This is a genomic window from Methylobacterium sp. WL7 (genome assembly GCF_008040085.1).
Classification (GTDB): Bacteria; Pseudomonadota; Alphaproteobacteria; order Rhizobiales; family Beijerinckiaceae; genus Methylobacterium; species Methylobacterium mesophilicum.
Genome location: NZ_VRVG01000011.1, coordinates 1 through 13181 on the forward strand (window position 1 = coordinate 1; position 13181 = coordinate 13181).

Sequence of the window (13181 nt, forward strand, 5' to 3'; positions counted from 1 at the left end):
CCCCTCCCCTGCCCCGGCGCCCCAAACCTCTTAGAAGGAGCTGGCTGGCCGTCCGCGCTGTGAGCGCGCGACGCCTCAATCTGGACATGCTACGCTCCGAAATGAGCGGCCCGTACATGAATGGTGTGGGCGGCATGGCGATCGGCCCGGCCGTGGATCATCAGGCTGGCGGGAGGCCTATGCGCCGTCGTCTATCCGGGGCCTTCGAGTGAAGCGCGAGCGACTCAAGATCGGCGACGTGGCCGCCCTCGCCCCGGGCGTCGGGCGCGGCGTCCAGGCCCCCCTCGATCTCCTCGGTGCCGACGCGACCCAGATCGACCGGCGCGCGGTCAATCTGCGCTGGCTCTGCGCCAGCACGCTGACCGGCCTCACCGGTGCCGGCCTGATCGCCGCCGCCCTGCACGTATCCCTCCAGGGTGACGTCTCCTTCGCGGCGATCCCCGAGAAGGCCACCATCATGGCGCGCCCGCAGCCGAGCGAGAGCGGCGCCAACATCGCCCGCAAGGGTGACCGGCTGGTGCGCAACCTGATGATCGCCTCTGCCAAGCAGAGTTTCCGCGCGCCCGTGACCGTCCGACTGGGGGACCGCGAGATCATCAAGGCCAAGGCCTTCGTACGGATCACCGCCCCCCTGTCGATGACCACGGGCGTCTATGCTGGCGACCTGCCGCGGTTCGACCCGATGAAGTTCGTCTCCGACGAGCCCCTGGAGCGCGCGCCCGATGCCGCCGCAGACGCGCCGGGCGCCGAGGTGACGGTGGTCAAGCGCGACCTCGCCGACGCGGCCATCGATCCGAACGCGCCGGCGCTCACCGACGACGACGTCACCGCACAGGTCGAGGAGGAGCGCCGCATCGCCGCCGAGGCCGGGCGCCGGGCCGCCATCCCGATCGCCCCGCAGATCCTGCTGTCGCGTACGCTCCAGCAGGGCGCCGGCGGCGACGCCGAGGGTGCCGCCGCCAAGGACGCCAACCCGTTCAAGGCGATCGAGGTGCTGGTCGTCCCCGAGAACGTCACCAAGGTCGCGAAGGTCGAGCTCAAACCGAACGAGGCGCCGCTCGTGGAGGAGCGCGACGTCGCGTTCAAGCGGGGCGACACCCTCGAGACCCTCCTGAAGGCCACCGGCATGGCCGGCGACGAGCAGATCCGCGCGATCGTCGCCGCGCTGGGGGGCAAGACCCGCACCGCCGCCCTCACCGAGGGGCAGCAGATGCGCGTGCAGGTCGCCCCCGGCCCACGTCCCGGCGACCCCCGCCAGGTCACCCGTGTGGTGCTGTACGGCGAGAGCGGCATCGAGGGCATCGCCGCCCTCAACGACCGCAACGCCTTCGTGTCGGTGACACCCCCGACCGAGGACGCCCCCTCCGCCAAGTCGCAGCCGCAGGCCGAGGCCGGCGAGGACGAAGACGAGGATTCGGGCTCTGGGCCGCGGCTGTATCAGAGCCTCTACGAGACGGCCGCGCGCCACGACCTGCCGCGCGCCACGGTCGAGGACATCGTCCGGGTGTTCAGCTACGACCTCGACTTCCAGCGCCGCATCGCCAGCGGCGACGGCCTGGACGTGTTCTACACCTACGACGACGACGCGTCCGCCGACCGTCCGGACCTGCTCTACGCGGCGCTGACCCTCGGCGGCGAGACCCGCAAGGTCTACCGCTTCCAATCCCCGGACGACGGCACGATCGATTACCTCGACGACCAGGGGCGATCCCTCAAGAAGTTCCTGCTGCGCAAGCCGATCCCGGACGGGATCATGCGCTCCGGCTTCGGCTACCGCCGCCACCCGATCCTCGGCTATGCCAAGCTGCACACCGGCGTCGACTGGGCGAACCCGATCGGGACTCCGATCGCCGCGGCGGGCAACGGCGTGGTGATCCGAGCCGAGATGACCTCGGGCTACGGCAACCGGGTCGAGATCCAGCACGTCAACGGCTACGTCACGACCTACAATCATATGTCGCGGTTCGGCCGGGGCGTGAAGGAAGGGGTCCGGGTCCGTCAGGGGCAGATCATCGGCTATCTCGGCTCCACCGGCCTCTCCACCGGGCCGCACCTCCATTACGAGGTGATCATCAACGGCCACTTCGTCGACCCGATGAAGATCCGTGTGCCCCGCGGGCGCGAGCTGGACGGGCGGATGCTGAGCGAGTTCAAGCGCCAGCGCGAGCAGATCGACGCAACCATGCTGAAATCGAAGAGTGCCACGGCGCTGGCGCAGCGCGACGCCGCCGTGCGCTGAACGCGCTGGACGCCCGTTATCCGAACCCGAGCCGCGCCCGGATCTGTTCTGGCGTCACCCCCGCCTGCCTGAGGTCGGCCAGGCTCTGCGAAGCGCGGGATTTGGCGAGCTTCTCTCCCCCCGGATCCAGGATCAGCCGGTGGTGGCGGTAGCGCGGGACCGGAAAATCGAGCAGGTGCTGCAGCAGGACGTGCAGGTCGGTGGCCGCTTCCAGGTCCTGGCCGCGTACCACGTGGGTGATCCCCTCCTGCGCGTCGTCGTGGACGACGGCGAGGTGATAGCTGGTGGGCACGGCCCGGCGGGCGATCACGGCATCGCCCCAGCGCGCCGGAGCAGCCTGGACCCATCGCGTGCCGGCTTCGTCGAAGGCGGTGTAGCCCAGCCGGTCGCCGGCGATGCGCAGGGCGGCTTCCATGTCGAGGCGCCAGGTATGCGGCGCGTTCCCGGCAAGACGCCCGGCCACCCTCGCGGGATCGAGTCTGCGGCAGGTTCCGGGATAGAGCGGTGCGCCGTCGGGGTCGTGCGGGTGCCCTTCCAAGGCGGCGGCCTGCGCGCGGATCTGGCCGCGCGAGCAGAAGCAGGGATAGGCCAGGCCCCGGTCGATCAGGCCATCGAGCACCGCCCGGTAGGCGTCCATGTGTTGGGATTGGTGCCGCACCGGCTCCGGAAAGGTCAGGCCCAGCCAGGCGAGGTCGGCGACGATCGCCTCCACCAGCTCCGGCTTCGAGCGGACGGGATCGATGTCCTCGATCCGCAGGCGGCAGAGGCCGCCCATCCGCCGGGCGAGGTCGGCGTTGAGCAGGGCCGAATAGGCGTGGCCGAGGTGGAGCCGTCCGTTCGGGCTCGGCGCGAAGCGGAGGACCGGCGCGCCCGTGCTCACCCGTCCCGGTGACGCAGGCAGTGCGGGGTGCCGGTCTGGCAGGCGATACCCGGAAGCGAGCAAGCCGGCCCCTCCGCCAGCCGCTGGCAGACCCGGCAGCCGTCGGTCCATTCCAGGCAGGCGGGGTCGTCGGCGACCGAACGTGCCGGCGCCGGGTGGCGGGTGGGCAAGAGCGCGCCGAGCAGGACCGTGGCGACCATGAGGATCACGACGCCCCAGGCGGCAAGGGCGCCGTTCGAGGAACGCGGTGCGGGCGACGTGGTGGGCGCTGTCGACATGGTCGTCCTGTTGGCGCGGCCGGTGCGCTCCTGTCAACGCAGGCGTGGCCCGGTCAGGCGGCCCGCGCGGTCCGGTCCTCCAGCAGGCCCGGAAGCAGCTTCAGATTGAGCGGCTTGGCAAGGAACCCGTCGAAGCCCGCCTCGCGCGCGGCGATCTCGTCCTCGCGGCCGGCATTGGCAGTGAGGGCGACGAGGTGCAGCCGGGGACCCTGCCCCGCGGCTTCCGCGGCCCGGATGCAGCGGGCGGTCTCGTGGCCGTCGAGGCGCGGCATACGGATGTCGATCAGCGCGAGATCGAACGGTCCGGCCGTTGCCAGCCGCTCGAGCGCCTCGACGCCGTCGACGGCGTGGACCACCTCGGCGCCGAGGCGCTCCAGCGCGCGGGTCGCCAGCAGGGCGTTGATCGGGTTGTCCTCGGCGAGCAGGACCCGCTGGCCGGTCCCGGTCCTCACCGGGGCCGGGGCCGGAATGGCCGTGGATTCGATCGTCGGCGGCGGGGCGAGCAGCCGCTCGAACAGCGAGCGGGCCCGGACCGGCTTGATCAGGTATCCGTCGAAGCCCGCGGCGCCCGGCGCCCCGAAGCCGCGGCGGTCGAAGGGCGACAGCAGGACCAGGCTGCAGCGCACCCCGCAGGCATGGGCGGCGTCGGCGATCTGGCGGACCGCCGCGTCTCCCAGCGCCCGGTCGGCTAGTACCGCGTCGAAGGCCGCACCCGACAGGGCGTCGAGGCCATCCTCGAGGGTTCCGACGATCACCGTCGCGGCGCCTGCCCGGGACAGGCTCCGGGCGAGGTACGGAGCCTGATAGGGCGAGTCGGCCACGATCAGGCAGCGCCGTCCTTCGAGCCGCGGCAGCGCGGCCAGGTCGGCGCGCTCGGCCTCGGCTTCCGGCAGCGGCAGGACGACCTGGAAGGTCGAGCCACGCCCGATCCGCGAATCCGCCTCGATCCGTCCGTCCATGCCGGTGACCAGGCGGCGGGTGATGGCGAGGCCCAGGCCGGTGCCCTCGTGGCTCCGGCTGGCGCTGCCGTCACCCTGCTCGAACTCCTCGAACAGGGCTGGCAAGCGTTCCTCCGGGATGCCGGGGCCGGTATCGGAAACGGCCAGGACCACCTCCCCTCCCCCGCCCGGCATGCGGACGAAGGTCAGGCTCACGCCGACGCCCCCGCGCTCCGTGAACTTGATGGCGTTGCCGGCGAGGTTGATCAGGATCTGACGGACGCGGTCCGCATCGCCGACGAGCGCGCGGGGGAAATCTTCGGTGACGTCGAGGGCGATCTCGATGCTCTTGTCCTGCGCCCGCGGGGCCAGCAGCTCCACGACGCTCTCGGCCAGAGCCGGAAGGTCGAACGGCTCGGCCGCGAGGTCGAGGCGCCCGGCCTCGATCCGCGAGAAGTCGAGCACGCCGTCGATCAGCCCGAGCAGTGCCTGTCCGCTGGTCCGCACGGCCTCCACATAGGTCCGCTGCTCCAGGTCGAGGGCGGTGCCGAGCACGAGGTCGGCCATCCCGAGGATACCGTTCAGGGGCGTCCGCATCTCGTGGCTGACGGTGGCGAGGAAGCGCGACTTCGCCACGCTGGCGGCCTCGGCGCGCTCGAGGGCGGCATCGCGGCTGCGCAGCGCCTCGACTCGGGCGGTCACGTCCCGGCCGGCGCGCAGCCAGTGCATCGCGTCGCCGTGCGCGACCGGCATCTCCACGAAGGCGAACCAGCGCACCTGCCCGTCCACCGAGCGGACCTGCGCCTCCATGCGGCGCACGCCGTCCTCCCCGACCTCGACGGCGTTCCGCTCCAGGATCTCCAGATCGATCTGCGCTCCGAGCAGGTCGATGGCGGGGCGGCCGAAGAGCAGGGCGTACGCATCGTTGGCGTAGGTGATGCGGCCGCGGGCGTCGCGCTGGACGATCACCTCGGTGGTGGCCGCGACCAGGGCGCGGTAGCGGTCCTCGCTCTCGCTGATCCGCCAGATGCGGTCGTGCAGCCGCTCGGCTTCGGTCTCGTCCGGTCGCGCGCGCCGGGCGCGCCAATGGCCGAGCGCCAGGGCTGCCGCGATGAGCAGCGCCAGCACGAGCGCGATGTCCTTGACGACCATGGATGCCTCCCCGGCTTCAGGCCGGCTCGGTGCAGGATCGCAGGTGAACCTGAAGGTCGCGTTGGGAAAAGCGCTTAACCGCCGGTTGCAGCATTCGCAGCGCCGCGCCGCAAAACCGCGCCGCGGCGCGATCCGAAGTCCGGCTCGAGAGTTGCCTGCCAGGACGATCGGTCCGGACGGAGACAGAATTGATGCCGGGTGAGCATTACGACGTGATCGTCGTCGGATCCGGCCCCGGCGGCGGGACGATGGCATGGCGCCTGGCGCAGACCGGCAAGCGCATTCTCCTGATCGAGCGCGGCGACTATCTGCTGCGCGAACCGCGCAACTGGGACAGCCAGGCGGTGATCGTCGACGGCTACTACCAGACCAAGGAGACCTGGTACTCATCCGACGGCGGCAGCTTCCAACCCGGCCTGCACTACTACGTCGGAGGCAATTCGAAATTCTACGGCTCGGTCCTGTTCCGGCTCCGGGAAAAGGACTTTTCGGATATCCGCCACGAGGACGGCATCGCCCCCGCCTGGCCCGTCGGCTACGACGAGTTCGAGCCGCATTACCAGGCCGCCGAGGAGCTGTTCCACGTCCACGGCCAGCGCGGCGAGGATCCGACCGAGCCCTGGTCGCGCAAGCCCTACGCTCATCCGCCGGTGTCCCACGAGCCGCGGATCCAGCAGCTGTTCGACAACCTGAAGGATGCCGGCCATCACCCGTTCCACCTGCCGGTCGGCGTGCGGCTGGTGGAGAAGGACGGGCGCGCGGTGTCGACCTCGCCCTGCATCAAGTGCGAATCCTTTGACGGCTTCCCCTGCCCGACCAACGGCAAGTCCGACGCGCAGACCATGGTGGTCGATCCGGCTTTGCGCGACTGCCCGAACCTGACGCTGCTCACCCGCACCTATGTCGAGCGGCTCGTCACCGACCCGAGCGGGCGCAGCGTGACCGGCGTTGTCGGCACCCGCGACGACGCGCCGTTCGAAGCCTCCGCCGACCTCGTCGTCGTGGCCTGCGGGGCGCTCTCCTCGGCACTGCTGCTGCTGCGTTCTGCCAACGACCGACATCCGGACGGCCTCGCCAACGGCTCCGGACAGGTCGGGCGCAACTACATGCGCCACAACAACTCGACGGTCCTGGCGATCTCGAAGGTGCCGAACCCGACCCGTTTCCAGAAGACGCTCGGTCTCAACGACTTCTATTTCGGCGACCCGGACCCGAAGGACGACTGGGACTTCCCGCTGGGCCACATCCAGATGGTCGGCAAGTCCGACGGCGCCCAGATCCACGGCGAGGGGCTGCCGGGCTTCCTGCAATGGTTTCCCAACAAGCCGTTCGACTGGATCGCGAAGCACTCCGTCGATTTCTGGTTGACCTCGGAGGACATCCCGCTGGCCCAGAACCGGGTCTACTACAAGGATGGCAAGGTCCATCTCGACCTCACCGAGACCAACGTGGAGGCGCACAAGCGGCTGCGGCGCAAGCTGCAGGAGATCTGCAGCTTCACCGACATGCACCCGCACCTGTTCGACCGCTCGCTCTACCTGGGCAAGAACATCCCGATCGGCGGCACCGCGCACCAGGCCGGAACCCTGCGGTTCGGGGACGACCCCGCTACCTCCGTACTGGACCGGAACTGCAAGGCGCATGAACTCGACAACCTCTACGTCACCGATGCGAGCTTCTTCCCGTCGATCGGCGCGGTGAACCCGACGCTCACGATCATCGCCAACGCCCTGCGGGTGGCCGACCACCTGGTCGACCGGATGGGCGCCCGGAACGAGATCGCGCCGCCGCGCCTGTTCGACCACACCGAGCCGCGGGAGCCCGTGACGGCGTGACGGCCGTGCTCTGCTATGGAGAGCGCCCGACCTCGAACCGATCGCAGCGCGCGTGGCCATCGACCATATCGACCTCAGCCGGATCGACCTGAACCTGCTGGTCGCCCTCGACGCGCTGCTCGACGAGCGCAGCGTCACCCGGGCGGCGGCGCGGATCGGCGTCGGCCAGTCGGCGATGAGTTCGAGCCTCGCCCGGCTGCGTCGCCTGTTCGACGACGAGCTGCTCACGCGCGCGCCCGACGGGATGCGGCCGACGCCGCGGGCGCTGAAGCTCGTCGAGCCGCTGCGGGCGACGCTGCGGCAGGTCCAGGCCCTCGTCCACCGGGAGGAGCGGTTCGATCCGGCCACCGTCGAGCGCAGCTTCACGCTGAGCCTGCCCGACAGCGTCGAGGTCCTGCTCGGGCCCCGGCTGATCGCGCAGCTGCGCCGGGACGCGCCGGGGATCCGGCTGCTGCTGCGCTCCGTTGAGCGGGCCCGCATCCTGGACGAGCTGGATGCCGACCGGGTCGATCTCGCCATCGGGTTCTTCACCGAGGGGCAACTGCACCACAAGCAGCGGCTGCTCTATCGCGACAGCTACGTGGTCCTGTTCAACGCCGACCTGATCGGGATCCAGCCGCCGATCGGGCTCGATGACTACCTGCGTTTCCCGCACGTCCTGACCTCGTTGCGGGAGACGGCCCACGGAGTCGTGGACGACGCGCTGGCGGCGCTGGGGCGCTCGCGCATCCTCGCGGTGACCACGCCGCGCTTCCTCGTGGTGCCGTTCATGGTCCGCGCCGCGCCGGTGATCGCCACCATGCACGCGAGGCTGGCGACCTCCTTCGCCAGCGCGCTCTCCCTGGCGGTCAGCCCGGTGCCGGTGGCGCTCGACGAGGTGGCCGTGTCGATGCTGTGGCACGCCTCCTACGATCGCGATCCCGCCCATCGCTGGCTGCGCGACCTATTGGTGCGGCTCGCCAACGAGGCGCCTGAATTCGGGATGCTGTGACAGATCTTTCCCAATCTCGACGTCGGATTGACGGGGATTTCTGCAACCCACGCGTTGGACACGGTCTCATCAATCGTCCCACACCGTCATTGCGAGCGTAGCGAAGCAGCCCAGTGGTGCGCCACGGTTTCGGGATCTCGTGCTACCGCGGGTTGCTTCGCTGCGCTCGCAATGACGGGAAAGGCGTGCGCCTCGACCGGACATCGCCTCACAAACAGGGATCGTCCGCCGACTCCAGCCGCCCGTCGGCGATCGCCGCGCGAAACAGGTCAAAATCCTCGGCGTTGCGCTCGGCATAGGACGCCGCCCAATCGGCCAAGGCCTCGCGCAGGTCCGGGTTCTTGCCGCGGCCGCAATAGCCGGCGATCGCCGCGGCGTCGCCGGTGCGGGCATGGGCCCGGGCGAGGAGTGCCCCGTAGGCGTACGAGAAGGTCATGAGCGAAGGGCCGGACATGTCGGAGAGCGGGATCGCGCCCTTCAGGTTCTTCATCTGGCGCACGTAGAACGGACGGCCGTCGATGGTGGTCCAGCCGAGCAGCGGATCGCCCACCGCCTGCAGCAGGCGCTGGCCGTAGATGACCCGCTCGCCCTCGTGGCCGGCATAGGGCTCCGGCATCCCCGGCAGGTAGGGGCCGTGGGCCGGGCGGACCGCCTCCTTGACCTGCAGGAAGAGCGCATCGCGGTCGGAGTTTCCGCACAGGAGCGCCACATAGGCCCGCGTCCCGACGCTGCCGACCCCGACGACGCGATGGGCGACATCGATGACCTGGTAGCGATCGAGCATGAACCGCCGCTCGCGCGGCAGGGTCTCGGCATAGCGCTCCAGCCCCGAGACGATCTGCTGCCGGGTGGTCTCGTCGACCGGGGTCAGGATCGGCGCGTCGGTCCGGAAGCGCCAGCCGCCGTCGATACGCCGCTCAGCCATCTGGGCCAGGAGGCTGCGGTTGTTCTTGCGGCGGGCCTTCTCGACCGCCCGGCGCACCACCGATTGGGCCTCGGGATCCATCCGGATTCCGCCGAGTTCAGCCGCGTCCGCCCGGGTGGTCTGATACCAGACATCCAGGGAGCCCTGCGGCGCCAGGCGCCGCATCGTGCGCTGATAGCCGGACACCGCGTTCATCACGGCGGCCCGGCGCGATTCGGCCGGTGTGCCGGCATCGGCCGTGGCGACCGCGATCCCGGCGCAGAGCCGCTTCAGGTCCCATTCCCACGGGCCGACCGTGACCTCGTCGAAATCGTTGAGATCGAGGACGATGTCGCGCTGCGGGGTGCCGAACAGGCCGAAATTGTCGATGTGGGCGTCGCCGTTCATGACCACGTCGATGCCGCTGCGCGGGCCGCGCGACAGGTCCCAGGCCATCACGTGGGCGGCGCCGCGCAGGAAGGCGAAGGGGCTCGTCGCCATCCGGGCGACCCGCAGTGGGATCAGATGCGCCTGCCGACCCTCGTGGGCCGCCTCGATCAGGCCGATCGGATCGGGGCGATCCGGCTCCGAGCGCAGGGCCGCGTGGTCCTGGTGCGGGACCTTCGCGCGCAGCGCCTTGCCGGCCTGCCGGCGCTTGTCCCAGGGCTCGACGCCGGCCCGGAGATCGATCCGCGGGAAGTCCGCCAGGGGCGCCAGCACAACGTCCTCGGCCGGCTCGTCGCCGGCCGGAAGCGACGCCGCGGCGCGCATCTCGTCGTTTGGCACCTTGTCCATGATCCCCCGCCGAACCGAGTAGGCGACAACCTCGACCGTACTCGGTCGGTCCCAGACGGCCTTATCCACGTACACGATAGGATTGGCACCGCTCTGTGACCTTTCAGCCTCGGCGGCCCTTGACCACACTACAGGCCAGCCCTCTAACCGGTCGCCTATTCGGAGGGTGTCCGTCCCGATCCGAACCGTACGAATCACACCGGCGTGCAGAGGGTGAATCGGGCGCGCGGATCGGGCCGGGCCGGACGGTGCCGTCGGGCGCCGCATCAGTGGGACATCACATGCCCAAGGGCTCAGATCTACTCATTGCGGCCCTCGAGAACGAGGGCGTCGACCGCATCTTCGGCATCCCCGGCGAGGAGAACCTCGACGTCGTCGAGTCGCTCCGCACCTCCAAGATCGAGCTGGTGCTGACCCGCCACGAGCAGGCGGCGAGCTTCATGGCGGCGACGCATGGCCGCCTCACCGGCCGGCCGGGCGTGTGCCTGTCGACCCTGGGCCCGGGCGCCCTGAACTTCTCGACCGGCGCGGCCTACGCCCATCTCGGCGCGATGCCGATGATCATCATCACCGGTCAGAAGGGCATCCTGTCGGCCCGGCAGGCGAAGTTCCAGATCGTGGACGTGATCAGTTCGATGAAGCCGATCACCAAGATGGCCCGGCAGATCGTCTCCGCCTCCTCGATCCCGACGATCGTCCGCGACGCCTTCCGGGTCGCCACCGAGGAGCGCCCCGGGCCGGTGCTGCTGGAACTGCCCGAGGACATCGCCGCCGAGCAGGCCGAGGCCGACCTGGTGCCGCCGCACCCGATCGACATCCCGGTCGCCCACCCGGCCGCGATCGAGCGGGCCGCCGCCATGATCCTCCAGGCCAAGCGCCCGCTTGTGATGCTCGGCGCCGCCGCCAGCCGGCCGCGGGCCACGGGCGATCTCGGCGGCTTCGTCCGGCGCACCCAGATCCCGTTCTTCACCACCCAGATGGGCAAGGGCACGGTCGCCAGCGGCACCAGCCTGTACATGGGCACCGCCGCCCTGTCCGAGCGCGACTACGTCCACGAGGCGATCGACAAGGCCGACCTGATCATCGCGATCGGCCACGACACGATCGAGAAGCCGCCCTTCTTCATGGGCCAAGCCGACCAGAAGGTGCTGCACATCGGCTACATGCCGGCCAACGTCGAGCAGGTGTATTATCCCGACGCCGAAGTGGTCGGCGACCTGGGGCCGACCCTCAAGATCCTGGCCGACCGGCTGGAGGGCAAGCTGCCGAACGCGGGCGCCCTGCTGCCCCTGCGCGAGCGCATCCTGAACCACATCGCCGACCGAGCCGGCGAGGACCGCTTCCCGGTGACGCCGCAGCGTCTGGTGCGCGACGTCCGGCGGGTGATCCCGGAGGACGGGATCGTGTGCCTCGACAACGGCATGTACAAGATCTGGTTCGCCCGGAACTACCGCACCTACGTCGCCAACACGCTGCTACTCGACAACGCCCTCGCCACCATGGGCGCGGGCCTGCCCTCCGCCATGATGGCGGCGATGCTCTACCCGAACCGCCGCGTCATGGCGGTGTGCGGCGACGGCGGCTTCATGATGAACAGCCAGGAGTTGGAGACCGCCGTTCGGCTCAAGCTCAACCTGGTCGTGCTGATCCTCGACGACTCGGCCTACGGCATGATCCGCTGGAAGCAGGCGGTCGACAAGTTCGCCGACTATGGGATGACCTTCGGCAACCCGGATTTCGTGCTCTACGCACAGGCCTACGGCGCCAAGGGCCACCGGGTCGAATCCGTGCACGACCTCGTGCCGACGCTCGATCGCGCGTTCGCCGAAGGTGGCGTGCACTTGGTCGCGGTGCCGATCGATTATTCGGAGAACACGCGCGTTCTGGTCGAGGAACTGCGCGAGAAGGTGAAGGAGTTCGAGCCGGCCGAGTGATTTCTTCGAAGCATCGTTCCCGGCTCGACAACAGGACAGCGCGATGAATCCGTTCACCTTCCAGACAACCCCGAACGTGCTGTTCGAGGCTGGCGCCTCGAAGAAGCTTCCGGAGATCGTCGCCACCTTCGGGGCCAAGCGCGTCCTGCTGGTCACCGACAAGGGCGTGCGCAAGGCCGGCCTGACCGAGGCCGCCGAGGCTGCGCTGGCGGCGGCCGGCATCGCCATCGACGTCTACGAGGACGTGGTCGCCGACCCGCCCTCCACGGTGATCGAGGCGGCGGCCAAGCGCGCCCGGGAACTCGGCACCGACCTCGTCCTGTCGATCGGCGGCGGCTCGGCGCTCGATACCGCCAAGCTGGTGGCTTACCTGGCGAAGTCCGACGAGCCGCTCGATTCGATCTACGGCGTCGGCTTGGCCAAGGGCGACCGGCTGCCGCTGATCCTGGTGCCGACCACCGCCGGGACAGGCTCCGAGGTCACGCCGATCTCGATCGTCACGACGCCGACCACCGAGAAGAAGGGCGTCGTCGCGCCGAAACTCCTGCCCGACTGGGCGGTGCTCGATCCCGAGTTGACCCTGGGCCTGCCGGCCCACGTCACCGCGGCCACCGGCATCGACGCCATGGTCCACGCCATCGAGGCGTTCACCAGCAAGAACAAGAAGAACCCGATCTCGGATCAGCTCGCCAAGCAGGCCCTGGCCCTGCTCTCGGCCAACATCCGCACCGCTTGCTCGGACGGCCGCAACCTCGAGGCGCGCTCGGGGATGCTGCTCGGTTCGATGCTCGCCGGCATGGCCTTCGCCAACGCCCCGGTGGCGGCGGTGCACGCGCTGGCCTATCCGGTCGGCGCGATCTTCCACGTGCCGCACGGGCTCTCCAACGCCCTGGTGCTGATGGGGGTGATGCGCTTCAACCTGTCCCACGCGGAGGCGCTCTACGCCGAGCTGGCACCGATCCTGGATCCGGCGGCGGCCGATCTCCCGCCGGCCGAGGCCGCCGCCCGCTTCGTCGAAAGCCTCGACGCGATCTGCCGCGACTGCAAGGTCCCGGCCTCGCTCGCGGAGGTCGGCGTGGCCCAAAAAGATCTGGAGCGGATGGCTACCGACGCGATGAAGCAGACGCGGCTTCTGGTGAACAACCCGCGCGAGGTCACCTACGACGACGCCTACGCGATCTACAGCGAGGCGCTCGGCGAAGCGCGCCCCGCCGCCTGAACGGCCCGACAACCGG

At 70.0% G+C, this 13181-nt stretch carries 9 protein-coding genes; 5 read left to right on the plus strand and 4 right to left on the minus strand.

What is annotated here, in order from left to right; all coding sequences use genetic code 11:
• Positions 1 to 208: 208 nt before the first annotated feature.
• Complete coding sequence (locus FV233_RS05170) at positions 209 to 2239, plus strand: M23 family metallopeptidase (protein ID WP_147896832.1); 2031 nt, start codon at positions 209 to 211, stop codon at positions 2237 to 2239.
• Between the two features lie 16 nt (positions 2240 to 2255).
• Here FV233_RS05170 and gluQRS read toward each other — a convergent pair whose 3' ends face one another.
• Genes gluQRS through FV233_RS05185 form a run of 3 tightly spaced genes read right to left on the minus strand, consistent with a single transcriptional unit; the run spans position 2256 to position 5487 of the window.
• Entirely contained in the window at positions 2256 to 3119 is an 864-nt protein-coding gene (gene gluQRS / locus FV233_RS05175) for a tRNA glutamyl-Q(34) synthetase GluQRS (RefSeq protein ID WP_238262127.1), read from the minus strand.
• On the minus strand, positions 3116 to 3397 hold the full coding sequence (locus tag FV233_RS05180; RefSeq protein WP_147896834.1) for a hypothetical protein: 282 nt from the start codon (positions 3395 to 3397) through the stop codon (positions 3116 to 3118). The genes gluQRS and FV233_RS05180 overlap by 4 nt, the downstream gene beginning before the upstream one ends.
• Positions 3398 to 3450: 53 nt before the next feature.
• Positions 3451 to 5487, minus strand: a complete 2037-nt coding sequence (locus tag FV233_RS05185; protein ID WP_147896835.1) for an ATP-binding protein — start codon at positions 5485 to 5487, stop codon at positions 3451 to 3453.
• Positions 5488 to 5678: 191 nt separating this feature from the next.
• Here FV233_RS05185 and FV233_RS05190 point away from each other — a divergent pair, with 191 nt between their 5' ends.
• Both FV233_RS05190 and FV233_RS05195 read left to right on the plus strand, forming a co-directional pair.
• Positions 5679 to 7322 (plus strand): GMC family oxidoreductase, encoded by a 1644-nt coding sequence (locus FV233_RS05190; protein ID WP_147855959.1) that lies wholly within the window; start codon positions 5679 to 5681, stop codon positions 7320 to 7322.
• 52 nt (positions 7323 to 7374) lie between these two features.
• The gene (locus tag FV233_RS05195; protein ID WP_147896836.1) at positions 7375 to 8313 is read left to right on the plus strand and encodes a LysR family transcriptional regulator; all 939 of its coding nucleotides are present in this window, start codon (positions 7375 to 7377) and stop codon (positions 8311 to 8313) included.
• 208 nt (positions 8314 to 8521) lie between these two features.
• On the opposite strand, the gene FV233_RS05200 is transcribed toward FV233_RS05195, so the two are convergent.
• A complete protein-coding gene (locus tag FV233_RS05200; protein ID WP_147855957.1) occupies positions 8522 to 10012 on the minus strand; it encodes a DUF2252 domain-containing protein in 1491 nt (496 codons plus the stop codon).
• 281 nt (positions 10013 to 10293) lie between these two features.
• Here FV233_RS05200 and FV233_RS05205 point away from each other — a divergent pair, with 281 nt between their 5' ends.
• Complete coding sequence (locus tag FV233_RS05205; RefSeq protein WP_147896837.1) at positions 10294 to 11946, plus strand: acetolactate synthase large subunit; 1653 nt, start codon at positions 10294 to 10296, stop codon at positions 11944 to 11946.
• A 43-nt stretch (positions 11947 to 11989) separates the two neighbouring features.
• Complete coding sequence (locus tag FV233_RS05210; RefSeq protein WP_147896838.1) at positions 11990 to 13165, plus strand: iron-containing alcohol dehydrogenase; 1176 nt, start codon at positions 11990 to 11992, stop codon at positions 13163 to 13165.
• Positions 13166 to 13181 lie beyond the last annotated feature (16 nt).

Bases quoted from the DNA above. Each gene is read 5' to 3' on its own strand.
- FV233_RS05190 (WP_147855959.1), top strand. From the start codon at position 5,679: ATGCCGGGTGAGCATTACGACGTGATCGTCGTCGGATCCGGCCCCGGC.
- FV233_RS05205 (WP_147896837.1), top strand. From the start codon at position 10,294: ATGCCCAAGGGCTCAGATCTACTCATTGCGGCCCTCGAGAACGAGGGC.
- FV233_RS05185 (WP_147896835.1), bottom strand. From the start codon at position 5,487: ATGGTCGTCAAGGACATCGCGCTCGTGCTGGCGCTGCTCATCGCGGCA.
- FV233_RS05180 (WP_147896834.1), bottom strand. From the start codon at position 3,397: ATGTCGACAGCGCCCACCACGTCGCCCGCACCGCGTTCCTCGAACGGC.
- FV233_RS05210 (WP_147896838.1), top strand. From the start codon at position 11,990: ATGAATCCGTTCACCTTCCAGACAACCCCGAACGTGCTGTTCGAGGCT.
- FV233_RS05200 (WP_147855957.1), bottom strand. From the start codon at position 10,012: ATGGACAAGGTGCCAAACGACGAGATGCGCGCCGCGGCGTCGCTTCCG.